We start from the raw sequence: 22367 nt of genomic DNA, 5'->3' as shown, positions 1-22367 counted from the left end.
GGGCCGTACATCTGCCGCGTACATCTCAGGGATGACGTGCCCGCCGGGTCCTCCCGGTACGGCAGCCGCACTCGCCGCCGCGGGCGACGCCCCGGGACCGGCCCCGCGCCTAGCGTCACGCCGAACCGTCCGTCAGCAACCGGGGAGGCAGCGATGGACACACCCGTCATCGACATCAGCGACGTGAGCCGGACGTACGGGGAGGGGCCGCCGGCGCTCGCGGGAGTCAGCCTCACCGTGCGGGCCGGGGAGGCGGTGGCCGTGCTCGGCCCTTCCGGCAGCGGCAAGTCCACGCTGCTCAATCTGATCGCGGGTCTCGACCGGCCCTCCGCCGGCAGCGTCACCGTCGACGGGCTGCGGGTGGACCGGCTGGGCGAGACCGCCTCGGCGAAGTACCGGCGGGCGCGGATCGGCATGGTCTTCCAGTTCTTCCACCTGCTGGACGATCTGACGGTCGCCGAGAACGTGCTGCTGCCCGCCCGGCTCGCCGGGACACCCCGGGCCGAGGCCCGCCGCCGCGCCGCGGACCTGCTGACCCACCTCGGCATGGCCCGGCACGCCGACGCCCGCCCCGGCACCCTGTCCGGCGGGGAACGTCAACGGGTGGCGGTCGCCCGAGCCTTGATGAACCGCCCGGCCCTACTCCTGGCCGACGAGCCGACCGGCGCCCTGGACTCCGCGTCCGGCGAGGACGTACGGGACCTGCTGGCCGCACTCAACGCAGACGGCCAGACGATCGTCCTGGTCACCCACGACCCGATCCTCGCCAACTCCTGCACGACCCGCACGATCGAACTGATCGACGGCCGAATCGCCCGCGACACGGCGGGGGTGCTGCGGTGAGCGCGGGGGGTGGGGTCGGGCGACGCGGTGGGCGGGCCGGGGGTGCGGGGGGAGGATTCGGGCGACGCTGGATACGGGCCGGGGGTGCGGAGGGCGGATTCGGGCGACGCTGGATGCGAGCCGCGGACGCGGAGGGCGAGGGGCAGCGCCAGCCCCAGAGCACGGGCGCCCCGGGCGAAGAGGTGCGAGCCGCGGGCTCGGGGGGCGAGGGGCAGCGCCAGCCCCAGAGCACGGGCGCCCCGGGAGAAGAGGTGCGAGCCGCGGGCTCGGGGGGCGAGGGGCAGCGCCAGCCCCAGAGCACAGGCGCCCCAGGCGAAGAGGTGCCGGCCACGGGCTCGGGGCGCGAGGAGCAGCGCCAGCCCCAGAGCACAGGCGCCCCAGGCGAAGAGGTGCGAGCCACGGGCTCGGGGCGCGAGGAGCAGCGCCAGCCCCAGAGCACAGGCGCCCCAGGCGAAGAGGTGCGAGCCACGGGCTCGGGGCGCGAGGAGCAGCGCCAGCCCCAGAGCACAGGCGCCCCAGGCGAAGAGGTGCGAGCCGCGGGCTCGGGGCGCGAGGAGCAGCGCCAGCCCCAGAGCACAGGCGCCCCAGGCGAAGAGGTGCGAGCCGCGGGCTCGGGGGGCGAGGAGCAGCCGCAGAGCACGGGCGCGCCGGGCGGAGGGGGGCTTCTGGGATTCGGACGGCGTCGGCCGCCAACCCCGGGCACCTCAGGCGGAGGGATGCGGCGCGGGCCGCATGCCACGGGTGCCCTGGGCGCGGTCGTGCGTGCCGGGGTTGGGCGGCGGCGGGTGCAGAGCACGGTGATGGTCCTGACCACGCTCATTGCGGTCACCGCGTCCGTGGTGGCTGCCGGGGTGCTCGTCGCGTCCCGGGCGCCCTTCGATCAGGCCATGGCCGAGCAGCGCGGAGCCCATCTGACCGCGTGGTTCGACCCAAGCAAGGCCACGGAGGCGCAACTGGCGGCCACCGCGCGGGCTTCCGGGGTCGCCGACGCGGCCGGTCCCTTCCGGACCGTGTCGCTGAGTCCGCGTACGGCCTCCGCCTCCGGTGAGATGCCGTCCGGTACGGACCTGCCCGAACTGACCGTCGCCGGACGGGCCGACGCCGGTGGGCCGGTCGACCGGCTGGACCTGGTCTCCGGCAGGTGGGCCACGCGCCCCGGCGAGATCGTGCTGGCCGAGGGCGACTCCGCGCTCAGGACCGGAACACGGCTGGACTTCCCCGGCCTGAAGGGCACCCCGACGCTGACCGTCGTCGGCATCGCCCGCTCGGTCACCGGCACCGCCGACGCCTGGGTGACGCCCGCCCAGGCCAAGGCGCTCACCACGCCGAACGGCACGTCCGGGTACGCGATGCTCTACCGCCTCAGCAGTGCCGACACCGACGCCCAGGTCGCCGCCGGCCGTGCCGCGATCGACGCCGCCGCGCCGGAGGGCGCCCTGACCGGCACCCGCTCCCACCTCGCCGTCCGGCAGGAACAGCTCGCCAACGCGCTCGCCTTCGTGCCCTTCGTGGCCGCGTTCGGGGTGCTCGCGCTGGCCATGTCGGTGCTGATCATCGGCATCGTCGTGAGCGGCGCGGTGGGCGCCGCCACCCGGCGCATCGGCATCCTGAAGTCCCTCGGCTTCACCCCGGCCCAGGTCGTACGGGCCTACGTCGCCCAAGCCCTGCTCCCGGCCGCGATCGGCTGCGCCCTCGGAGTGGCCCTCGGCAACCTGCTCGCCGGCCCGGTCCTCGGCAGCGTCGAGGACGTCTACCGCGGCGCCCGGGCAACGATCCCCTGGTGGATCGACGTAACCGCTCCCGCCGTGGCCCTGGCCCTGGTCGCCGCCGCGGCCTTCGTCCCCGCACTCCGAGCGGGCCGCCTGCGCACGGTCGAGGCGCTCACGGTGGGGCGTACGGCGGAGACGGGACGGGGGCGGGGGCCGACGGGGCCGGCGAAGGGGCGTACCCCGGGCCGGCTGACGGGCCGACTGCCGCTGCCCCGACTGCTCGGACGTACCCCGACACCCGCAACCGGCCGACCAGCCGGACGCACACCGCACCCGCCCCGGCGGCTCGCGGGACGGCTCCCCCTCCCCCAACCCGTCACCCTCGGCCTGGCCCACCCCCTCTCCCGGCCCGCCCGCTCGGCAACAACCGCCGCCGCCGTCGCCCTCGCCACCGTCACCGTCACCTTCGCCGTCGGGCTGGCCCTGACGCTCGGTGCCGTGCAGGCGCAGCGGATGCTCGACGCCGCCGCGCCGGTCGTCGTGGAGACCGGCCGGGGGCAGGGCGGTCCGGCCGGTGCCGCCGTGGTGCCCGCCCCGGGACAGCAGCCCCGGCCGCAGGCCGACCCGGCGGACGTGACCGCCGCGCTGAAGGCCGAGCAGAGGACCCGCCGCTACTACAGCACCGCCCAGGGCGAGGTACGGGCGTCCGGGATCACGGGCCGGACCGCCGTGGTCGGCTACGACGGCGACGCGTCCTGGGCCGCCCCGGAGCTGGTCTCGGGCTCCTGGCTCAGCGGCCCGGGACAGGCGGTGGTCACGGAGCGGTTCCTCGACGCCGCCGGAGTCCGGGTCGGAGACTCCCTGACGCTGACCGAGAAGGGCCGCAGCACGACCGTGCGCATCGTCGGCGAGGCGTTCTTCACCGAGGACGACGGGATGCTGCTGCTGACCCAGGCCACCACTCTCACCGCCCTCGGCCTCGACGCCGACCCGCACCGCTTCTACGCCCAACCGGACCCCGGCACCGCCACCTCGGCCTATCTGACCGCGCTGAACGACACCCTGGCCGACACCGGCGCCTTCGCCCACACCAACACCGACAACGCGTCCAGCGTGATCGCGGCCATGGACGCGCTGATCGCCATGCTCACCCTGATGCTGGTCGCGGTCGCGGGCCTGGGCGTGCTCAACACGGTCGTCCTCGACACCCGGGACCGCATCCACGACCTCGGCACCCTCAAGGCCCTCGGTATGACGCCCCGGCAGACCGTCGGCATGGTCCTCACCTCGGTCACCGGCATCGGCCTGCTCGCCGCGGCCGCCGGGGTCCCGCTGGGCATCGCCCTGCACCACTACGTCACCCCGCTCATGGGCGACGCCGTCGGCATGAACCTGCCCGACGCCTTCCTCACCGTCTACGCCCCGCTCCCGTTGACCTTGCTCGCCCTCGGCGGAGTGTCGATCGCGGTGGGCGGCGCGCTGCTCCCGGCGGGCTGGGCGGCCAGGACGGACACGGCGAAGGCACTGCGGACGGAGTGAACGCGCGAAAGGGGCGCCCCACCCGGGACGCCCCTTTCACACAGCCAGTGCCGCTCAGATGAACGAGTTGATCTCGATCGTCTCGTCCCGGCCCGGACCCACGCCGATCGCGGAGATCGGGGCGCCGGACATCTCCTCCAGCGCCTTGACGTAGGACTGGGCGTTCTTCGGCAGGTCGGAGAAGGACTTCGCCTTGCTGATGTCCTCGCTCCAGCCGGGCAGCATCTCGTAGACCGGCTTCGCGTGGTGGAAGTCGCTCTGCGAGTACGGCAGCTCCTCGACCCGCTTGCCATCGATCTCGTACGCCACACAGACCGGGATCTGCTCCCAGCCGGTGAGGACGTCGAGCTTGGTGAGGAAGAAGTCGGTCAGGCCGTTGACGCGCGTGGCGTACCGGGCGATGACCGCGTCGAACCAGCCGCAACGCCGGTCACGACCGGTCGTCACACCCCGCTCACCGCCGATGCGGCGCAGTGCGTCGCCGTCCTCGTCGAAGAGTTCCGTCGGGAACGGACCGGCACCGACACGGGTGGTGTACGCCTTCAGGATGCCGATGACCCGGCTGATCTTCGTCGGGCCGACACCGGCACCGGTGCAGGCACCACCGGCGGTCGGGTTGCTCGACGTCACGAAGGGGTACGTGCCGTGGTCGATGTCCAGCAGCGTGCCCTGGCCGCCCTCGAACAGGACGACCTTGTCCTCCTCCAGGGCCTGGTTCAGGACAAGCACCGTGTCGGCGACGTACGGCTTGATCTGCTCGGCGTAGCCCAGCAGCTCCTCGACGACCTGGTCCACGGCGATCGCGCGCCGGTTGTAGAGCTTGGTCAGCAGTTGGTTCTTGACGTCGAGCGCCGCCTCGACCTTCTGCTGGAGGATCGACTCGTCGTACAGGTCCTGGACCCGGATACCGACGCGGTTGATCTTGTCGGCATAGGTGGGGCCGATCCCTCGACCGGTGGTCCCGATCTTCCGCTTCCCGAGGAAGCGTTCCGTCACCTTGTCCACCGTCACGTTGTAAGGCGTGATGATGTGCGCGTTTCCGCTGATGAGGAGCTTGGACGTGTCGACGCCTCGGTCGTTCAGCCCGCTCAGCTCGGAGAGCAGGACCGACGGGTCGACGACGACGCCGTTGCCGATGACCGGGGTGCACCCCGGGGACAGGATTCCGGAAGGGAGAAGGTGCAGGGCGTACTTCTGATCGCCCACGACCACCGTATGGCCGGCGTTGTTGCCGCCCTGGTAGCGCACCACATAATCGACCGAGCCACCGAGCAGGTCGGTGGCCTTTCCCTTGCCTTCGTCACCCCACTGAGCACCGAGCAGCACAAGTGCGGGCACGCGCGTACACCCCTTCCGGGCGGGGCATGTCCAAGGTCAGGGGCGTACGACGTACGTACACCGGCGACCTTCGTCGGCCGCAACCTGTCGGACCGGATGCCCCGGAATAGACGAAGCCCCTGGCGCAATAGCGCAAGGGGCTCTTGCACAAAGATGCTACCCGAGGAAGCGAGGCATGGCCGAGGTGGCGACTTTCGCGACGTCCGATCAGCTGCTGGTGGTCATCGATCCGGCAGCCCGGCATACGGACGGGGAGTCCGTCAGGATCGCGAAAGACGTGCTCAGCGCGGGTGCCGCGACGAAGGTGTGCCTGCCGGAGGGGCCCGAGGAATTCGCCCGGGCGCTGGCGCGGCGCGGGTCCCGGCGGCCGGTCGTGGTGGGCGACGACCGGGCCCTGCTGCGCGCGGTGTCCCTGCTGCACCGGCGGCGGGAGCTGGCCGGATGTGCGCTGTCGGTGGTCCCGGTGGGCGCCGCGCTGTCCCTGGCCGGCGCCCTGGGCATCCCCACGGGCGCGGTGGCAGCGGCGCGGGCGGTGCTGGACGGGGTGGAGCGGCGCCTGGACCTGCTGGTCGACGACAGCGACGGGGTGGTGCTGGGGACGCTGCGCATCCCCCCGATACCGCCGACGGGAAGAAGCCCCGAGCCCATGGACGGCCGCCCCTGGCTACGTACGTACCAGTCCCTCGTACGAACCCTGGTCCCGCCCCGCCCGGCCCCGGCCCTCTCGGGCCCGGGCCCCGCCCGCCTCCGCGTGGAGGTCGACGGAGTCACCCTGATCGACCTGGACCAGCCGGTAGAGGGCATCTCGGTCATCCCCCACGGCTCAGGCACAGCATCGATCGAGGTCCGCCCCTCCTCGGTAGGCGCAGAAGCGGCCCCCCTCCTGGCCCGCGGCCGCCGGGTGACGGTCTCCGGAGCGGACTTCAGATACCGAGCGGACGCGATGGAGGCGGGCCCGGTACGACGCCGGACGTGGACGGTGTGGGAGGGGGGACTGGGGCTTACGTTGCCGTCGTCGTAGGCGTGGGGCGCGGGACGGCGGCCCACCGACGGCCCCCGGCGAGGCGCGGGACGGCGGGGCACTCGGCGGCACACCGGGCCGCGTGGGGGCGGGACGGCGGGGCACCGGGCGGCCGGGGCAGGACGGGCGGCGCAGGACGGCGGCCCACCGGACGGCCGCGGCAGGGCGCGGGGCGGCGGGCCACTCGGCGGCACAGCGGGCGGCCGCGGTAGGGCGCGGAGCGCCGCGGCGGCCCACCGGACGGCTGATCAAGCGGCCCACCAGACGGCCCACGGTTCGCCGTAGTTGCCGGGGGGCCGCCCGCACCCAGGGACCCCGCCCCCGCCCAAAATCACCCGCCCCCGAAATCCCGCTCCCGATGCACCCTCCACCGCTCCATCATCGCCGCGATCTCCCCCTCGATGAACTCGAAGAAGGCCAGCGTCTCGGCCATACGGCGGCCCGCAGGGGTGTCCGGACCGAGGCTCACCACGCCCTCCCGCAGTGCCCCCTCCCACCGCTTGATGACGGCCTCGCGGTTGGTCAGGGCCTCGTACCACTGGTCGCCGTGGACGCGGTAGCGCTCGCGGCGGGAGCCGGGTTCGCGTTCGCGGGAGACCATGTGGGTCTGGGCGAGGTAACGGACCGCGCCGGAGACCGCCGCGGGGCTGATCTGGAGCTGCTCGCCCAGTTCCGCGGAGGTCAGAACACCCTCGTCGGACGCGAGCAGCGCAGCGAACACGCGGGCGGCCATGCGCTGCATCCCCGCCTCGACCAGCTGCGCCGCGAAGGATTCGACAAACCTCGACACGGCATCCGTGTCCCGCCCCACCTCGGCTGCTTCCGTCATGCGCACATCCTATCGGGGATTCATACGCTTCCTTAACTTCACAAATTTCTGAAAGAAGCGTACGTTCTGAACCATGACCAAGGCAATCACCGTCTCCGGACTCCACAAGGCCTTCGGCAAGACCCACGCCCTGGACGGCCTCGACCTGGAGGTGACCACCGGCGAGGTGCACGGCTTCCTCGGCCCCAACGGCGCCGGAAAATCCACCACCATCCGCGTCCTGCTCGGCCTCCTGCGCCCCGACTCCGGCGCCGCCCAGATCCTCGGCCGCGACCCGTGGGCGGACGCCGTCGAGGTGCACCGCCGCATCGCCTACGTCCCCGGCGACGTGACCCTGTGGCGAAACCTGTCCGGCGGCGAGGTGATCGACCTCTACGGCCGCCTCCGCGGCGGACTCGACCAACGCCGACGCACCGAGCTCATCGACCGCTTCGAGCTGGACCCCACCAAGAAGGGCCGCACCTACTCCAAGGGCAACCGTCAGAAGGTCGCCCTGGTCGCCGCCTTCGCCTCGGACGTGGACCTGCTGATCCTGGACGAGCCGACCTCGGGCCTCGACCCGCTGATGGAGGAGGTCTTCCAGCGCTGCGTGGAGGAGGAGCGGGAGCGCGGCCGTACGATCCTGCTCTCCTCGCACATCCTCAGCGAGGTCGAGGAGCTCTGCGACCGGGTGAGCATCATCCGCAAGGGGCGCACGGTCGAGACCGGGTCCCTCGCGGACCTGCGGCACCTCACCCGGACGAGCGTCACCGCCGAACTGGTCGCCGCGCCCAACGGATTGACGCACCTGCCCGGCGTGCACGACCTGGACGTCCAGGGCCACCGGGTCCGGCTCCAGGTGGACACGGACAAGCTGGACGCCGTACTGAAGTCGCTCGCCGAGTCCGGCGTACGGTCGCTGACCTCGACCCCGCCGACGCTGGAGGAGCTCTTCCTGCGCCACTACCAGGAGGCGGCCCGATGACCACGGCCACCGCCGAACTCGCGGGCACCACAACGCTGTTGCGGTTCGCCCTGCGCCGCGACCGGCTGATGATCCCGGTGTGGGTCGCGGTGAACGCGCTGATGATCCTGTCGATGCCGAGCACCCTGGAGAACGTCTACGCGACCGACGCGGACCGCGCCCGGCTGGTGGAGGACACGGCCACCAACGCCTCCTTCCGCGCCCTGATCGGCCCGGTCTTCGACGACTCCCTCGGCGCGCTGACGGCCTGGCGGGTCGGCGTGTACGCGGGTGCGCTCGCGGCCGTGGTCAGCCTGCTGGTCGTCGTACGGCATACACGGGACGAGGAGGAGAGCGGGCGGCAGGAGCTGGTGGCGTCCGGGATGGTGGGGCGCAGGGCGTCCCTGACGGCGGCGCTGCTGACGGCGGGGGTCGCGAACGCCGTACTCGCATTGCTGGTGACGGTGGGCCTGGCGGGCCAAGGAGCCGCCGGAGCCCTTGCCTTCGGTCTCGGCCTGGCCGGGGTGGGCATGGTGTTCGCGACGCTGGCGGCGATCGTCGCGCAGTTCACGGAGAGCGCACGGCTGGCGCGGGGCCTGACGGCGGGCCTGCTGGGCGCGGCCTTCGTCCTGCGCGCGGCGGGCGACTCCGCCTCGGACGACGGCTCTTCCGCCCTGACCTGGATCTCACCGCTGGGCTGGCTGTCGAACCTGCGGTCGTTCGCGGACGAACGGTGGTGGGTGCTGCTGCTGTTCCTCGCGGCGGCGGTGATCCAGGGCGCGGTGGCCTATGAGCTGGCCGGGCGCCGGGACGTCGGCATGAGCTTCCTGCCCGCTCGACCAGGCCCCGCACTCGGCCGCCTCGGCACGGCGGGCGCGCTGGCCTGGCGGCTGCAGCGCGGATCCGTCCTCGGCTGGTCGATCGGCTTCTTCCTGGCCGGAGTCATTTACGGCGGCCTCACGGACGGGGTCGCGGACCTGGTCGGCGACAACGAGAACGCCCGCGAGATCTTCCAGCGCATGGGCGGCCAGTCCGGCATCACGGACGCGTTCCTCGCCTCGATGGTCAGCATGCTCGGCCTGATCGCGGCCCTGTACATCGTCTCCTCGACCCTGCGCCTGCACGGCGAGGAGACCTCGATGCGAGCGGAACCGGTCCTGGCGAACGCCGTGGGCCGCCTGCGCTGGGCGGCCGGCCACCTGCTGATCGCCTTCGCGGGCTCGGCCCTGATCATGCTGCTGGCGGGGGCGGGCTTCGCGGTGGGCTACGGCAAGGAGGTCGCCCCCATCCTGGGCGCCTGCCTGGTCCAACTCCCGGCGATCTGGGTCATCGGCGGCCTCGCGGTCCTTCTGTACGGCGTCCTGCCGCGCGCGGCGATGGCGGCCTGGGCGGTGGCCGGAGCCGTCCTGCTGATCGGCTGGGTGGGCCCCGCACTGGACGCCCCGCAGACGGTCCTGGACCTCTCCCCCTTCGGCCACCTCCCGAAGCTGCCGGGCGGCGGGATGGAGTGGGGCCCGGTGCTGGTCCTGCTGGCGCTGGCGGCGGCACTGGTGGCGGTGGGCCTGGCGGGCCTGCGACGCCGGGACATGACGACCTGACGGAACCCGTGGGCGGCCTCCACACGTCTGTCCCGAGCATGGGACAACGCACACAGGCCGCCGGCGGCTGTCTGACCACGGCACTGGGGGCGGGCGCCGGACTCGCGGTGTGGTCGGTCGACGTCCGGGGACGCTTCTGGCGCTTCGAACAGGCCCCCGACTGGAGCGTGCTCTACGCCGAACTACCGCTGGCGGTGTTGGGCGGAGCCGTCGTGGGGCTGGGTGTGTGGGCGGGGGTGGAACGGGTGCGGGGGCGGTGGTGAGCGGCGTCGGTCAGTCGATGTACGACTTGAGGTCCTCGGTGTCGAGTTCGATGCCGACAGGATCGGGGAGGGTGACCTTCCCGCCCAGCTTGACCATGTGGATGTCCTGGTATCCGTCCTCAGGATCCGGGTCGCTGTGCACGAGCACGGAGAGGTGGTCCCGGTCGATCAACAGGTAGACCGGGATCCCCGCTTCGGCGTACGCCTGCGGCTTCTGCACTCGATCACGCTGATGCGTGTCAGAGTCGTACGATGTGACCTCGACCGCCATGAGCACTCCGTCGGGATCGGCCCAGTCGCCCTGTCCGACGAAGTGATCGACTGGAGCGAGCACTCCGTCGGGCCGTGCCCTGCCTTTGCGATAGGCCTCGACCTTCAGCCCCTGCAACGGGTTGAGATCGAGCTCGGGCCGAGCACGCATGCACTGTCGGATCAGCCACATGATGATCGCGCCATGGTTACCGTTCGTTACTTTGCAGAGCCCGATCCGTCCGTCGATGAACTCGAACTTGACGGTCTCGTCCTCCCGCTCGGCGAACTCGGCGATCCGCTCGAACGTGTCCACCGACAACTGAGACGACGTGCGTTCTGCCATAACCGTCATGGTGCCTCCCTTCGCAGGCAGGCAGGCAGGCAGGCAGGCACCAGCTTGACGAGCCGCCGACGACCATCGACCGGGATTCGCTCGGCAATCAGCCGAACGGGTGATCACCCCACCTCGACGCTCAACCCCTCCAACCCCCGGATCACAAAGTTCGGCTTCCGCTCCGGCTCCGCCGCCAGACTCAGCGTCGGCGCCCGCTCCAGCAGAGCCGTCATCGACGCCGCCAGCTCGATACGGGCCAGCGGAGCCCCGATGCAGTAGTGGATGCCGGCGCTGAAGGAGATGTGCGGGTTCTCGGTGCGGGTGAGGTCGAGCCGCTCGGGGTTCTGGAACACCTCGGGGTCATGGTTGGCGGAGCCGAAGAGCATCGCGATCTCGGCGCCGCGCGGAATCACCGTGCCGTCGATCTCGATGTCGTCGAGGACCCAGCGCTCGAAGAGCTGGAGCGGGGTGTCGTAGCGCATCAGCTCTTCCACGGCGCCCGGGACCAGGGAGTGGTCGGCGCGCAGGGCTTCAAGCTGGTCGGGGTTGCGGAAGAGGGCGTACCAGCCGTTGACGGTGGAGTTGACCGTCGCCTCGTGCCCGGCGTTCAGCAGCAGGACGGCCGTCGAGATCATCTCCTGCTCGGTGAGCCGGTCGCCCTCGTCGTGGGCGGCGATGAGCCCGGAGATCAGATCGTCGCCGGGCTCCTTGCGCCGCGCGGCGATCAGCTCCCGCAGATACTCGGAGAACTCGACGGAAGCCCGCACCGCCTTGGCGGCCGTCTCCTCGGACGGGCTCAGCTCGTACATCCCGCAGATATCGGCCGACCAGGGCCGCAGCGGAGCCCGGTCCGCCTCCGGAATCCCCAGCATCTCGGCGATCACCGCGACCGGCAGCGGCTCGGCGACATCGGCGAGCAGATCCCCGCCCCCGGCCTCGACCAGCCGATCCACCAGCTCCCCGGCGAGCTGAGCGACGTACGGCTTGAGCTGCTCCACCGTCCTCGGCGTGAACGCCTTCGACACCAGACGCCGGATCCGGGTGTGGTCCGGCGGCTCCAGATCGAGCATCCCGTGGTCGTTGAGCGTGTGGAACGGCTCGTGCTCAGCGGGCGGAGGAGTCCGCCCGAAGTCCTCATGCGTGAACCGATGCTGATACGTCCGCCCGAGCCGCCGGTCACGCAGCAGCGCCGACACATCGGCATGATGCGACACCAGCCACTGCTCGGTCGGCTCGAAGTACTGCACACGCCCCTGGGCACGCAGCTCGGCGTAAGCGGGGTACGGATCGGCGAGAAACGCCGAGTCCCACGGATCGAAGGCTCCCATGAACGGACGCTAGCCCGACCTACCCCGGTCTGACCAGGGGTGACTCGGTGGGCGGGCGACGACATACACCTCGGCCCGCGACAGAACCGTTACCCCTCACCCAGCGTGACATCCCCGTGTCCGCGCACGTCACGGGCCTGATACCGTCCCCGCCAACGGCCGAGTCATTCACCTGGTCCGCCAATTCTGTTTCGTCGCTGAGAGGTTGGAGCATGCCGGACGACGCCGCCGCAGCCCGGTCCGCCGCCGAAGAGCAGTCGGCCTTCTCGCACCCGCCCGTCGATCCCGACGCCACCGCCGCGTACGGCGACCACCCCGACCAGGTGATCGACTTCTACGCCCCGCGCACGGAGACCGCCCTCGCCCCCCTCGTGGTCGTCCTGCACGGCGGCGCCTGGCGCGCCCCCTACGACCGCCGGCACATCACCCCGTTCGCCGACTTCCTGGCCCGCCGGGGCTTCGCCGTGGCCAATGTGGAGTACCGGCGGGGAGGGCAGGGCACCACGGCCGGCCGCTGGCCCGACACCTTCGACGACGTGGCCGCCGCGATGGACGCCCTCCCGGCCCTGGCCCGAGAGGCCCTCCCGCAGGCCGACCTCCGCCGTACGGTCGTCACCGGACACTCCGCCGGCGGCCACCTCGCCCTGTGGGCTGCGGCACGGCACCTCCTCCCCACCGACGCCCCCTGGCGCACCGACGGCCCGCCGTTCCTGCGCGGAGTCGTGGCCCTCGCCCCCATCGCCGACTTCACGGTCGCCGACAAGCTGGACGTCTGCGGCGGCGCGGCCCGCCAACTCCTGGGCGGGGAAGAGGAGTTCGCGGAGCGGCGGCCGTACGCCGATCCCGCGCTGCTGCTCCCCACCGGCATCGCCACCACCCTCGTCCAGGGCCGCACGGACGTGGACGTCCCGCAGACGGTCGCCGAGGCGTACGCGGACGCGGCGGCGAAGGCGGGCGAGGTGGTGGGGCTGACGCTGCTGGAGGATGTGGGCCACTTCCCGCTGATCGATCCGGCGGCGGACGCGTGCGCGGTGGTGGCGGAGGAGATCGCACAGCTCGCCTGGTGACGAAGCGGGGGCGCCGTAGTACTTGAGACGGACGCCGAAGGACCCTTCTCGCAGGTGACGACGGCGAGGCGGGCCTCCGCCTACCGTGCTGTACGTGACCGAGACGACCAGCAAAGCCCACAGCCCGGAGTTCCGGCTGGCCGCGGACGCCCTGCGCGGGCTGCGGCAGGACCTGTTCCACAACGCCTTCGACTACCGGCCGCTGCCCCGGATGCGCGTCGACGGCCCGCTCACGCGTCGGCTCCCCGGCCGGCTACGGGAGTACGCGGCGTGGACACCGCACGCCCTGATCGCCGTGGCGGCCCTGTTCACGCTGGTAGCCGCCGGTGCCGACACCGACGCCGGCGCCCTGCCGATCGGCCTGATCTGCACGGCTCCCGTGCTGCTGACCATGGTGCGGCCGGTCGGGGCGTTCTGGGTGTCGATGGCCATCACGCCGGTCGTTGCGGTGCTGAGCGACGGCTGGGCGGAGTGGCCGTGGATGGCCGGGTCCGTCGTCTGTCATCTGACGGTGCTGACGGTCGTGGCGGTGCGCACCCGGCCGCGTACGGCGGCCTGGATGTGGCTGCTGACGGGGGCGTACGGCCTGGTGGCGGAGGCCGCTTTCGGGCCGACCTACTACTACAACGGCAGCAACACCGGCCCCATGATGGTCGTCTCGGCGTTCGCGCTGCTCGTCGTGTCGGTCTGGCACATCCGCCGGGAGGCCGCGCAGGAGGTGACCGCGCAGCAGACGGAGACCGCGCAGGAGCGCTCGAAGCGGACGCTGCTGGAGGAGCGCACGACGATCGCCCGTGAGCTGCACGACGTGGTCGCCCACCACATGTCGGTCGTCGCCATCCAGGCGGAGGCCGCGCCCTACCGGGTGGAGAACCCGCCGGAGGAGCTGGAGCGCGCCTTCGCGACGATCCGCGAGAACGCGGTCGCGGCCCTCACCGAACTCCGCCGCGTCCTGGGCGTCGTACGGGCCGAGGACTACGAGGCCCCGGACGCCCCGCAGCCCACCCTCGGCGACCTCGACGCGCTGCTGGCCAATGTGCGGGACGCGGGTCTGAGCGTGGAGAAGACGGTGACCGGCGCGGTGCGGGAACTACCGCAGGGCGTCGAGCTGTCGGCGTACCGAATAGTCCAGGAGGCCCTGAGCAACACCCTGCGGCACGCGCCCGGCGCGAGCGCGAAGGTGGAGATCGGCTATGTCCTGGGCGGCCTGGGCCTGCGTATCGTCAACACCCCGCCACCGGCCCCCGCCCTGGTCAAGCCCTCACCCGGCGCCGGACACGGCGTCACGGGCATGCGGGAGCGCGTCACGATGCTGAACGGCGAGATGACGGCGGCCCCGACGGACGAAGGCGGCTACGAGGTGACGGTGTTCCTCCCGGTGCAGCTCGCGGGTGACGAGGCATGACGATCCGCGTACTGATCGCGGACGACCAGATGATGGTCCGCGAGGGCTTCTCGGTCCTGCTCAACGCGATGCCGGACATCGAGGTCGTCGGCGAGGCGGTGAACGGCCGGGAGGCCGTGGCGAAGGTCCGCGAACTCGCCCCGGACGTCGTCCTGATGGACATCCGCATGCCCGAACTGAACGGCATCGAGGCGACCAGGGAGATCGTGGCGGCGGACGGTACGGCGAAGGTGCTGGTGCTGACGACGTTCGACCTGGACGAGTACGTGTACCAGGCGCTGCGGGCGGGAGCCTCGGGCTTCCTGCTGAAGGACGCGTCGGCACGCCAACTGGCGGACGGGGTACGGGTGGTGGCCTCCGGAGAGGCGTTGTTGGCGCCCTCGGTTACCCGGCGCCTGATCACGGAGTTCTCCAAACTCTCGGAGACCCCGCGCGTGATGGTGGGCACGCAGTCGGCATACGGCGACCTCACCGAACGCGAGACGGAGGTCCTGGTCCTGATCGCCCAGGGCCTGTCCAACGCGGAGATCGCCGAGCGCCTGGTCGTGGCCGAGTCGACGATCAAGACCCATGTGAGCCGGATCCTGGTGAAACTGGGCCTCAGGGACCGCACCCAGGCGGCGGTGTTCGCGTACGAGGCGCGGCTGGTGACGCCCGGGTGATCAGGCAGCGAACAAGAGCGAGAAGCTGAGGAGGAAGAAGAAAACGGCCGGGATCCCGAAGAGGTACATCGGGAACAGCAGGGCCCTTCGCCCGAGGACGAACTGCCGCTCTACGCCGTTGAAGGGGTCGCTGGGGTCGTAGACGAGCTCGACCTGGTCGCCGCGGTAGTCGTGCGGGGCATAGGCGTACGGCCGTCCGCCCAGGTCGGTGAAGTCGTACACGTACATGCCGTCGACGTACTCCTTGTACCGCGCGATCACCGTGACCCCGTCCGTGGCCAGCCGCCACCGAGGCTTGCCGAACGGCATCACGCGCAGCGCGGCGAGGCCGAGGACCCCGCTGCAGAAGGCGCACATCCACACCAGTACGGAGAGCGCCGGGTCCCCGGCGACGGTGACGAGCACGGTCTCGACGACATGCACGAGAACGAAGGCGAGCGCGCCGAGCCAGCTCCACAGCCGCTTTCGCTTCCGCGCGACTTCGGAGGCGATGGTCCGGACGGTGACGAGGGAGGAACCGTCTACGGGTCCGGATCCGGGGCTGGGGCTTGGGAGCGCGCCGATGACGGCGGAGGCAAAGGCCCCGGCTGCGGACTCACCGACATCCTCGACACGGTGAACGACGGGCGGCGCGCTCCCGCCCGACGCGGTCAGCACGACCTCAACCGCCCGCCCGTCACTGCGCACCAGAGCGACGGCGGCCAGCGGTATGTGGTGCTCCTTGTCCCCACGCCGCAGGATCAACGCCGATCCGTCGAACTGGAGGAGGGTGTTCTTACGGCCCCGCAGAACCGGGACGGACGGTGGCGTGATCGACATGGCGTGATCGTAAATGTCTGGTGGGGGTTTACGGGAGATCAAGTCAAGGCCAGTTCACACCACACGTACTTGCCTCGACTGCCGAACCTGGACGACGGCTGCCAGCCCCAGACGTCAGCGCAGGACACGACGAGCCCCAAGCCTCGCCCCTCCTCCTCATCCTCGACGTCCGTCAACCTGCGTGGGCAGTCGGGCGGTTCGGGATCCGCGTCCCACGCCCCGATCCGCAACGCACCGGGCGACCAGCGCACCCGCAGCGCGGCGGGGCCTTTCGTATGCCGTACGGCATTGGAGACCAACTCAGCCCCGAGCAGCTCTGCGGTGTCAACGAGGGTGATCAGGCCGTGCAGGGTGAGGATGAGGCGGAGGGTGCGGCGACAGACGGTGACGGCGCGGGGGTCGTTGGGGATGTAGAGGGAGTACTCCCAGGGTTCGGATTCGTTTTCGGGCACGGCTGACTCCTGTGGGGGAGAAGGGAGTTGAGCGGGGCGTCGGTGGCAGTGCCGCAGCCGTCATGGCAGGACGGGGCGGTGCGCTTCCGGTGCCCGGGGTTTCGCAGCGTGTGCGTCGCGTCACCAACGGTAAGGCGAAATATTCGGCCTCTGCAAGCCGTTGCCGTAATCTGGCACCCGAACGGGGCGCGTCAGCAAGGTCGTTGGGACGGGAGAGCGCATGGCGGCGAGGAGTCATCCCACCGCGCGACAGGTTCGGCTGGGGTCGGAGCTGCGCAAGCTGCGCGAGGCCGCGGGACTGAAATCGCGTGAGGTGGCGGCCTTCCTGAACACGACCCCGGCCCAGATGAGCCAGGTGGAAGCGGGGATCGCGGCCGTCAGCGCAGAGCGGATCCGCCGTCTCGCAGCTCATTGCGCCTGTGCGGACGAGGTGTTCATCGATGCCCTGGCGGCCATGGCCGGCGATCGCACACGCGGCTGGTGGGAGGACTACCGGAGACTACTGCCACCGGTGTTCATGGACTCCGCCGAAGCCGAGCACCACGCGAAGTTCCTCCGTGAGATCGCGATCACCCGCATCCCGGGGCTCCTCCAGACCCCGGATTACTCGCGTGCGGTCTTCGCTTACATGAACCCGGAGCTGCCGGAGAACGAGGTGGCCCTCAGGGTGGAGCACCGGATGCGGCGTCGTGCTGTCATCGAGGGCGACAACCCCACTCCGTACGAGGCGATCATTCACGAGGTTGCTCTGCGGCTCCGTGTCTCCGACCGCGAGTCGTCGCGTGCTCAACTGCGGCAGATCCTGGACATGGTTGAGCAGGGGCATGCCTCCGTGCGCGTGATCCCCATCGACCAGGACGGCTTTGCCGGTTCCGGAGCCTCGATGGTGTACGTAGGAGGCCCTCTGCCCAGACTGGACACCGGGGTACGGGACTCGCCCACCGGGGCCGCGTTCATCGACGGCGAATCCCAGCTGGCTCGACTGCGGGCGTTGATTCGTAGGGTGGAGAGTGCGTCGCTGGACTCCGGGGCGTCGCGCGACTTCATCCACCGCTTGGCGAAGGAACTCTGATGAACTGGCGGAAGTCCACCTACTCCGATGGCGGCGACGGCGACATGTGCGTCGAGATAGCCACCCTCCCCACCCGCATAGCCATCCGCGACTCCAAGGCCCCCACCCGCGCCACCCTCTCCTTCCCCACCCCCGCCTTCACCGCCCTCATCGAACACCTCAAGGCGCATACCCCCGCACCATGAGCGTGCCGAGTTTCCCCGGCTCCGGTGCCGTCAAGGCATACGCGTCGACGTCGGTGAAGCCGTACCTCTTGAGGAGATCCGCCCACATGTCGGGGGCGTACTGCCAACGCCGTACGGTCAGTTCACCCTCCCGGCCTTCGAGCCACTTGCCCCGCATCCGCTGAGGTCCGTACGAACCGGCGACCGGCTCGGCGTGCGAGAACGCGAAAGCGCCGCCGGTGGAGAGCCGCTCCAGGACGCGGGGCAGCAGTTCCTCGGGGTCGGTGAACCAAACGGCGCCCCAGACCGAGTAGACCGCGTCGTACACCACGGAGCACGACGACAGGTAGGCGCAGGCCTCCGCCTGCACGAAGGACAGCCCCGGCGTGTCCTTCCACCAGGCGCGGGCCCGGGCGACCTGGACCGGCGAGAAGTCGACGCCGGTCACCTCGACACCCCGCCGGGCCAGATACGCGGCCTCCTTGCCCTCCGCCGGCCCGAGCTCCAGTGCACGACGGGGGCGGCCGAGGAATTCGGCACCGGGGCCGTGGCCGGGGTACTGAGTCCAGTCGAATCGTTCGGCCGGTGGTGCTGGTTGAGTGCCGTCGCCCTTGTAGGGCTTGTACCGGTCCCAGTACTCGGCAGGGGTCATGGGCGCGTGGGGCATCCGCCACACGGTACTGGGCCCGGAAGCATCAGAAACGCTCCCGGGCCCGATCAGACAAGGATCAGTGGCAGTTCGCCCCCGGACTGCACGGCCCGCACTTGCCGTAGTCCCGCTCCCAGAGCTTCCAGTCCACGTCGAAGCCGGCGTCCGCGATGATCTGCGCGGTGCGCTCCACCGAGCCGTCGTACTTGAACTCGATCTCCGGAATGTGCTCCAGGAACCGGCCGTCGAAGTGCTCGGCGCAGAACTCGCGGTAGTTCTTCGTGTCCAGGATGAAGACGTGGACCGCGAGGTCGACGAGTCGTCCACAGCACATCTCCAGGCCCTGGCCCCACTTCTCCATGGCCGTGATCAGGTACGAGACCGCAGCGCCGAACAGTCGATTGGCCATCACCTCGTCCACAGGGTGGTCCCGCATCAGAAGCTGGACCTGCCGGTTCCACACGTCGCGCTCGACGTAGTCCCGGGGGTCTCGGAGCTTGGTCTCCGTCGCTGTCGTCATTCTGTCCTCCATGGCGTCTTCGGGCCCTGCGCCCAGAGCGGACCCGTGCTCGTACGACACCACTCGCAGACGGCTGTCAGTGTTCAACTGCCGTGCCTTGCATGCCGTTTGCAGATTCGGCACGCGTCGTCGACTGCCGGGCGGGAGCTGGCTACGGTGGAATCGGCCCGGCCCCGGCCCGTGGGAGGCGCGATGCGCACTCTGGACCCGCTGTGGAGTTCCGCGAAGGCCCGTGCGCTCGTCGATGGCCAGGACCCAGGAGGACTCGTCCGCATGGGCCGAGTCGGGCGGGGTTGGCGACAGGCCGACCTCGGGGCACGTCTGGGCTGCTCCGCTTCTACCGTCTCTCGCATGGAACAGCGCGGCGACCGGACCGCTGACCTGCGTCTCCTGCGCCGGGCCGCTCAAGAGGTTGGTGTGCCACCCCATGTTCTTGGTGCGGCACTCGGATTGAACGTGTTGCAAACCACTACAGTTGCGGCCGACGGTCCACATTGCGCCAAGGAGGACCCCATGCGCCGCCGGACCCTGCTCGCGGCCGCCGGGCTCGCCGCCCCCGCCCAGCTCCTCGCCGGTGTGGACGACGCCTTGGCGGTCACGCCCGAGCCGACCGGTTCAACCGTGCCCCTCGACACTCGCCTCGCGCGGGCCCGCTCTCTCTTCGACTCGGGCAGACACGCCGGCCTCCTCGAAACGCTCCCGGGGCTTCTCGCCGATGCCCACGATGCCGCCGCGTCCCGGACCGACCTCGCACACGCCCGGCTGTCCTCCTGCTACAGCCTGGCCGCCCAGCTCTTCGTCAAGATCGGCCGCTACGACCGGGCCCGCATCACCGCGGACCGCGCCACCGTCTACGCGGAGCTCTCCGGATCCCCGCTGGCCGCCGCCGCTGCCGCCCGGGAACTGAGCATTGTCCTGCGCCACCAGGACCAACAGGGCGCAGCCCAACGGCTGATCCTCGGGGCAGCCGCGAAGGTCGAGGCCACAGGGCTGACGACCCCGGCCCAGTCGGCGGCTTACGCACAGATGCTGTGCACGACCGCCTACACGGCGGCCCGTGCCGGCGACCGGGACCAGGCGATGAGCCTGATCGGGGAGGCGTCCCAGGCCGCGCGCGGCCTTCCGCAGCAGGCCCCGGCTGGGCGGTTGTTTCCCATCACCCCAGCCGCTGTTGACCTCTACTCGGTCGGCGTCCACTGGGCGCTGGGCGACGCCGGAGCCGCGATTCAGGCCGGCCGGGCGCTGCACCCCGACCAGTTCCCCACCGCCGAGCGCAAGGGCCGTATGCATACCGACCTCGCGCGTGCGTGGTGGCAGTGGGGAAAGCCGGAGCAGACGGCCACCGAATTGCTGTCCGCCCTGCGGGTCTCTCCTGGAGAGGTCCGTGACCGCCCGGCGATCCGGCAGGTCGTCAGCGATCTCTCAGCCCGTCACCCGAGAGTCAGCGGCGTCCGTGAACTGGTCGCGGCGACCAGTGCGCGCAACTGACATCGAGCCTGCCGACTACGAACCGCCCACTACCTCCCCCAACACCCGCGCCGCCCGCTCCACATCCGCGAACCCCACATACAGCGGCGTGAACCCGAAGCGCAGCACATCCGGCGCCCGGAAGTCGCCCACCACGCCCCGCTCGATGAGCCGTGTCATCACGGTCCCCGCGTCCGCGCACCGCAGGGCGACCTGGCTGCCGCGTTCCGCGTGTGCGGCCGGGGTCAGGGACTCGACCCGGCCCTCGGGGACGTACTCCCGCACGCACTCCAAGAAGAAGTCCGTCAGGGCAAGGGACTTGGCCCGTACCGACTCGATCGAGACGTCGTTCCAGACATCCAGCGCCGCCTCCAGCGCGAGCATGGAGAGGATGTCCGGGGTGCCGACCCTGCCGCGCAGGGCGCCGGAGGCCGGTTCGTAGTCGCTGCGCATGCCGAAGGGCTCCGCGTGGGAGTTCCAGCCCGGCAGGGGGGAGTCGAAGCGGGGCTGCAGGTCCGAGCGGACGTACAGGTATGCCGGTGAACCCGGGCCGCCGTTCAGGTACTTGTACGTGCAGCCGACCGCCAGGTCCACGCCGTGTTCGTCCAGGCCCACCGGCAGCGCGCCCGCGCTGTGGCACAGGTCCCAGACCACCAGAGCGCCCGCCGCATGCACGGCCGACGTCAGGGACGGCAGGTCGTGGAGGCGGCCCGTGCGGTAGTCGACGTGGTTCAGGAGGACGGCTGCGGTTCGGGGGCCCAGGACGTCCGGGACCTCCGACGGCCGCACCGGACGCAGCGTGCAGCCCGTCATACGGGCCGCCGACTCCGCGATATAGCCGTCCGTGGGGAACGTCGTCGCGTCCACGACGATCTCGTCCCGGCCCTCACCGGCCATCCGCACCGCCGCCACAAGTGCCTTGAAAACATTGACACTTGTCGAGTCGCCGACCACGATCTGGCCCGCCGCCGCCCCGACCAGCGGAGCGATCCGGTCGCCGATCCGCTCGGGCGCGGTCCACCAGCCGCTCTCCTCCCAGGACCGGATACGCAGGGAGCCCCACTGGCGCTGGACGGCGTCCGAGACCCGGTCCGGCACGTTCGCCGGCAGCGCGCCCAGCGAGTTCCCGTCCAGGTAGACGATCTCGTCGAGCACGAACTCGGCCCGCTTCAGAGCGAGTTCGTCCGCCGCATCCAGTTTCTCCGCCTTGGCGGCGAGCTCAGACATGGGACCTCGCCGTCCACAGCTCGGGGAAGACGTTCTTGCGGGCGCGCTTCTCCAGCCAGGCAACCCCGGCCGAACCGCCCGTCCCGGCCTTGGAGCCCATCGCGCGGCGGGTGGCGACCAGGTGGTCGTTCCGCCAGCGCCACACCAGCTCCCCGACATCCGTCAACGCCTCGCCCAGCCGGGCGACTTCGTCGCCGGGGTCACCGGAGTAGACGGCCGTCCAGGCGGCCTCGACCGCGTCGGAGGGCTCGTAGCGCTGGGAGACGTCCCGCTGCAACACGGCCGAGGGGATCGCGTGCCCGCGCCGCGCCAGCAGCCGCAGCACCTCGTCGTACAGGCTCGGCTCGTGCAGCGCCTTCTCCAGTTCCGCGTGGACGCGGGGCGCGCCGCGGTGCGGGACGAGCATGGACGCGGACTTCTCGCCGAGCAGGAACTCCATGCGGCGGTACATCGCCGACTGGAAGCCGGAGCCCTCGCCGAGAGCACTCCGGTACGAGTTGAACTGGGCCGGCGTGAGCTGTCCGAGGGGCTTCCAGGACGCGTTCAGCGCCTCCAGCTCCCGTACCGAACGCTTCAGCGCGTCGATCGCGACCGGCACCCGGTCCTCGCGCAGCGCGTGCGCGGCGGTCTCCCACTCATGGACGACGACCGTGAACCACAGCTCCATCACCTGGGTGGTGACCAGGAAGACCATCTCTCCGGGATCGTCGGACAGGGTGTGCTGGAGGTGGGTGAGCACATCCGCCTTGACGTAGTCCTCGTACGGCGTCGTGCCGGCGAAGTCGAGATGCGGGGTCTCGGGCTCGTTCGTTTCGTGAGCCTCTTGGGACATCGCTGTCTCCTGTTGTTACTCCGGGTAGCGGTCC

At 71.1% G+C, this 22367-nt stretch carries 22 protein-coding genes; 12 read left to right on the top strand and 10 right to left on the bottom strand.

Going from position 1 to position 22367, the window contains the following annotated elements:
- The first annotated feature begins 153 nt into the window (after positions 1-153).
- The gene (locus tag OHT76_RS23400; protein ID WP_328872816.1) at positions 154-843 is read left to right on the top strand and encodes an ABC transporter ATP-binding protein; all 690 of its coding nucleotides are present in this window, start codon (positions 154-156) and stop codon (positions 841-843) included.
- Positions 844-1559: 716 nt separating this feature from the next.
- Entirely contained in the window at positions 1560-4091 is a 2532-nt protein-coding gene (locus OHT76_RS23395) for an ABC transporter permease (protein WP_328872815.1), read from the top strand.
- A 54-nt stretch (positions 4092-4145) separates the two neighbouring features.
- Here the strand turns inward: OHT76_RS23395 and OHT76_RS23390 are convergent, their stop codons facing one another.
- Entirely contained in the window at positions 4146-5429 is a 1284-nt protein-coding gene (locus OHT76_RS23390; protein WP_328872814.1) for an adenylosuccinate synthase, read from the bottom strand.
- 175 nt (positions 5430-5604) lie between these two features.
- Here OHT76_RS23390 and OHT76_RS23385 point away from each other — a divergent pair, with 175 nt between their 5' ends.
- Positions 5605-6450, top strand: a complete 846-nt coding sequence (locus OHT76_RS23385; RefSeq protein WP_328872813.1) for a diacylglycerol kinase family protein — start codon at positions 5605-5607, stop codon at positions 6448-6450.
- Between the two features lie 331 nt (positions 6451-6781).
- On the opposite strand, the gene OHT76_RS23380 is transcribed toward OHT76_RS23385, so the two are convergent.
- The gene (locus OHT76_RS23380) at positions 6782-7279 is read right to left on the bottom strand and encodes a GbsR/MarR family transcriptional regulator (protein WP_328872812.1); all 498 of its coding nucleotides are present in this window, start codon (positions 7277-7279) and stop codon (positions 6782-6784) included.
- A gap of 73 nt (positions 7280-7352) precedes the next feature.
- On the opposite strand from OHT76_RS23380, the gene OHT76_RS23375 reads away from it, so the two are divergent.
- From OHT76_RS23375 to OHT76_RS23365, 3 genes are read left to right on the top strand one after another with little or no spacing between them, the layout of a single operon-like run.
- On the top strand, positions 7353-8243 hold the full coding sequence (locus tag OHT76_RS23375; protein ID WP_328872811.1) for an ABC transporter ATP-binding protein: 891 nt from the start codon (positions 7353-7355) through the stop codon (positions 8241-8243).
- Positions 8240-9820 carry an ABC transporter permease gene (locus OHT76_RS23370; protein WP_328872810.1) on the top strand — a complete coding sequence of 527 codons (1581 nt, stop codon included), beginning with the start codon at positions 8240-8242 and terminating at the stop codon, positions 9818-9820. The genes OHT76_RS23375 and OHT76_RS23370 overlap by 4 nt, the downstream gene beginning before the upstream one ends.
- A gap of 38 nt (positions 9821-9858) precedes the next feature.
- The gene (locus OHT76_RS23365; RefSeq protein WP_328872809.1) at positions 9859-10083 is read left to right on the top strand and encodes a hypothetical protein; all 225 of its coding nucleotides are present in this window, start codon (positions 9859-9861) and stop codon (positions 10081-10083) included.
- 10 nt (positions 10084-10093) lie between these two features.
- Here the strand turns inward: OHT76_RS23365 and OHT76_RS23360 are convergent, their stop codons facing one another.
- Together OHT76_RS23360 and OHT76_RS23355 are read right to left on the bottom strand one after the other, a co-directional pair.
- Positions 10094-10687 carry a Uma2 family endonuclease gene (locus OHT76_RS23360; protein ID WP_328872808.1) on the bottom strand — a complete coding sequence of 198 codons (594 nt, stop codon included), beginning with the start codon at positions 10685-10687 and terminating at the stop codon, positions 10094-10096.
- A 104-nt stretch (positions 10688-10791) separates the two neighbouring features.
- On the bottom strand, positions 10792-11997 hold the full coding sequence (locus OHT76_RS23355) for a cytochrome P450 (RefSeq protein WP_328872807.1): 1206 nt from the start codon (positions 11995-11997) through the stop codon (positions 10792-10794).
- A gap of 212 nt (positions 11998-12209) precedes the next feature.
- Here OHT76_RS23355 and OHT76_RS23350 point away from each other — a divergent pair, with 212 nt between their 5' ends.
- From OHT76_RS23350 to OHT76_RS23340, 3 genes are all read left to right on the top strand, one after another.
- Positions 12210-13064 (top strand): alpha/beta hydrolase, encoded by an 855-nt coding sequence (locus OHT76_RS23350; protein WP_328872806.1) that lies wholly within the window; start codon positions 12210-12212, stop codon positions 13062-13064.
- Positions 13065-13149: 85 nt separating this feature from the next.
- Positions 13150-14469 (top strand): sensor histidine kinase, encoded by a 1320-nt coding sequence (locus tag OHT76_RS23345; protein ID WP_328872805.1) that lies wholly within the window; start codon positions 13150-13152, stop codon positions 14467-14469.
- Positions 14466-15131, top strand: a complete 666-nt coding sequence (locus OHT76_RS23340; RefSeq protein ID WP_328872804.1) for a response regulator transcription factor — start codon at positions 14466-14468, stop codon at positions 15129-15131. Before OHT76_RS23345 ends, OHT76_RS23340 begins: the two co-directional genes overlap by 4 nt.
- On the opposite strand, the gene OHT76_RS23335 is transcribed toward OHT76_RS23340, so the two are convergent.
- Positions 15132-15950: a hypothetical protein gene (locus OHT76_RS23335; RefSeq protein WP_328872803.1), complete on the bottom strand. Its 819-nt coding sequence runs from the start codon at positions 15948-15950 to the stop codon at positions 15132-15134.
- 38 nt (positions 15951-15988) lie between these two features.
- Positions 15989-16402, bottom strand: a complete 414-nt coding sequence (locus OHT76_RS23330; protein WP_328872802.1) for an ATP-binding protein — start codon at positions 16400-16402, stop codon at positions 15989-15991.
- A 220-nt stretch (positions 16403-16622) separates the two neighbouring features.
- Between OHT76_RS23330 and OHT76_RS23325 the strand changes: the two genes are divergently transcribed.
- The gene (locus OHT76_RS23325; RefSeq protein WP_328872801.1) at positions 16623-17474 is read left to right on the top strand and encodes a helix-turn-helix domain-containing protein; all 852 of its coding nucleotides are present in this window, start codon (positions 16623-16625) and stop codon (positions 17472-17474) included.
- Positions 17474-17659: a DUF397 domain-containing protein gene (locus OHT76_RS23320; RefSeq protein WP_328872800.1), complete on the top strand. Its 186-nt coding sequence runs from the start codon at positions 17474-17476 to the stop codon at positions 17657-17659. Before OHT76_RS23325 ends, OHT76_RS23320 begins: the two co-directional genes overlap by 1 nt.
- Here the strand turns inward: OHT76_RS23320 and OHT76_RS23315 are convergent.
- Entirely contained in the window at positions 17634-18305 is a 672-nt protein-coding gene (locus tag OHT76_RS23315; RefSeq protein WP_328872799.1) for a class I SAM-dependent methyltransferase, read from the bottom strand. The two genes, OHT76_RS23320 and OHT76_RS23315, sit on opposite strands and share 26 nt — an antisense overlap.
- Before the next feature lie 61 nt (positions 18306-18366).
- On the bottom strand, positions 18367-18807 hold the full coding sequence (locus OHT76_RS23310) for a hypothetical protein (protein ID WP_328872798.1): 441 nt from the start codon (positions 18805-18807) through the stop codon (positions 18367-18369).
- 192 nt (positions 18808-18999) lie between these two features.
- Here OHT76_RS23310 and OHT76_RS23305 point away from each other — a divergent pair, with 192 nt between their 5' ends.
- Positions 19000-20295: a helix-turn-helix domain-containing protein gene (locus OHT76_RS23305; protein ID WP_328872797.1), complete on the top strand. Its 1296-nt coding sequence runs from the start codon at positions 19000-19002 to the stop codon at positions 20293-20295.
- Between the two features lie 15 nt (positions 20296-20310).
- Here OHT76_RS23305 and kynU read toward each other — a convergent pair whose 3' ends face one another.
- A complete protein-coding gene (gene kynU / locus OHT76_RS23300) occupies positions 20311-21501 on the bottom strand; it encodes a kynureninase (protein WP_328872796.1) in 1191 nt (396 codons plus the stop codon).
- Positions 21494-22333, bottom strand: a complete 840-nt coding sequence (locus OHT76_RS23295) for a tryptophan 2,3-dioxygenase family protein (RefSeq protein ID WP_328872795.1) — start codon at positions 22331-22333, stop codon at positions 21494-21496. Before OHT76_RS23295 ends, kynU begins: the two co-directional genes overlap by 8 nt.
- Positions 22334-22367: the final 34 nt, after the last annotated feature.

Source organism: Streptomyces sp. NBC_00287 (assembly GCF_036173105.1).
Classification (GTDB): domain Bacteria; phylum Actinomycetota; class Actinomycetes; order Streptomycetales; family Streptomycetaceae; genus Streptomyces.
The sequence above is the reverse complement of the archived record's forward strand: the minus strand, read 5'-3'. Positions and strand labels throughout refer to the sequence as shown.

What these genes read in the sequence shown, in the direction of transcription:
- OHT76_RS23400 (WP_328872816.1), top strand. Translation starts at nt 154, where the DNA reads ATGGACACACCCGTCATCGACATCAGCGACGTGAGCCGGACGTACGGG.
- OHT76_RS23395 (WP_328872815.1), top strand. Translation starts at nt 1,560, where the DNA reads ATGCGGCGCGGGCCGCATGCCACGGGTGCCCTGGGCGCGGTCGTGCGT.
- OHT76_RS23385 (WP_328872813.1), top strand. Translation starts at nt 5,605, where the DNA reads ATGGCCGAGGTGGCGACTTTCGCGACGTCCGATCAGCTGCTGGTGGTC.
- OHT76_RS23380 (WP_328872812.1), bottom strand. Translation starts at nt 7,279, where the DNA reads ATGACGGAAGCAGCCGAGGTGGGGCGGGACACGGATGCCGTGTCGAGG.
- OHT76_RS23375 (WP_328872811.1), top strand. Translation starts at nt 7,353, where the DNA reads ATGACCAAGGCAATCACCGTCTCCGGACTCCACAAGGCCTTCGGCAAG.
- OHT76_RS23370 (WP_328872810.1), top strand. Translation starts at nt 8,240, where the DNA reads ATGACCACGGCCACCGCCGAACTCGCGGGCACCACAACGCTGTTGCGG.
- OHT76_RS23365 (WP_328872809.1), top strand. Translation starts at nt 9,859, where the DNA reads ATGGGACAACGCACACAGGCCGCCGGCGGCTGTCTGACCACGGCACTG.
- OHT76_RS23360 (WP_328872808.1), bottom strand. Translation starts at nt 10,687, where the DNA reads ATGACGGTTATGGCAGAACGCACGTCGTCTCAGTTGTCGGTGGACACG.
- OHT76_RS23355 (WP_328872807.1), bottom strand. Translation starts at nt 11,997, where the DNA reads ATGGGAGCCTTCGATCCGTGGGACTCGGCGTTTCTCGCCGATCCGTAC.
- OHT76_RS23350 (WP_328872806.1), top strand. Translation starts at nt 12,210, where the DNA reads ATGCCGGACGACGCCGCCGCAGCCCGGTCCGCCGCCGAAGAGCAGTCG.
- OHT76_RS23340 (WP_328872804.1), top strand. Translation starts at nt 14,466, where the DNA reads ATGACGATCCGCGTACTGATCGCGGACGACCAGATGATGGTCCGCGAG.
- OHT76_RS23335 (WP_328872803.1), bottom strand. Translation starts at nt 15,950, where the DNA reads ATGTCGATCACGCCACCGTCCGTCCCGGTTCTGCGGGGCCGTAAGAAC.
- OHT76_RS23325 (WP_328872801.1), top strand. Translation starts at nt 16,623, where the DNA reads ATGGCGGCGAGGAGTCATCCCACCGCGCGACAGGTTCGGCTGGGGTCG.
- OHT76_RS23320 (WP_328872800.1), top strand. Translation starts at nt 17,474, where the DNA reads ATGAACTGGCGGAAGTCCACCTACTCCGATGGCGGCGACGGCGACATG.
- OHT76_RS23315 (WP_328872799.1), bottom strand. Translation starts at nt 18,305, where the DNA reads ATGCCCCACGCGCCCATGACCCCTGCCGAGTACTGGGACCGGTACAAG.
- OHT76_RS23310 (WP_328872798.1), bottom strand. Translation starts at nt 18,807, where the DNA reads ATGACGACAGCGACGGAGACCAAGCTCCGAGACCCCCGGGACTACGTC.
- OHT76_RS23305 (WP_328872797.1), top strand. Translation starts at nt 19,000, where the DNA reads ATGCGCACTCTGGACCCGCTGTGGAGTTCCGCGAAGGCCCGTGCGCTC.
- kynU (WP_328872796.1), bottom strand. Translation starts at nt 21,501, where the DNA reads ATGTCTGAGCTCGCCGCCAAGGCGGAGAAACTGGATGCGGCGGACGAA.
- OHT76_RS23295 (WP_328872795.1), bottom strand. Translation starts at nt 22,333, where the DNA reads ATGTCCCAAGAGGCTCACGAAACGAACGAGCCCGAGACCCCGCATCTC.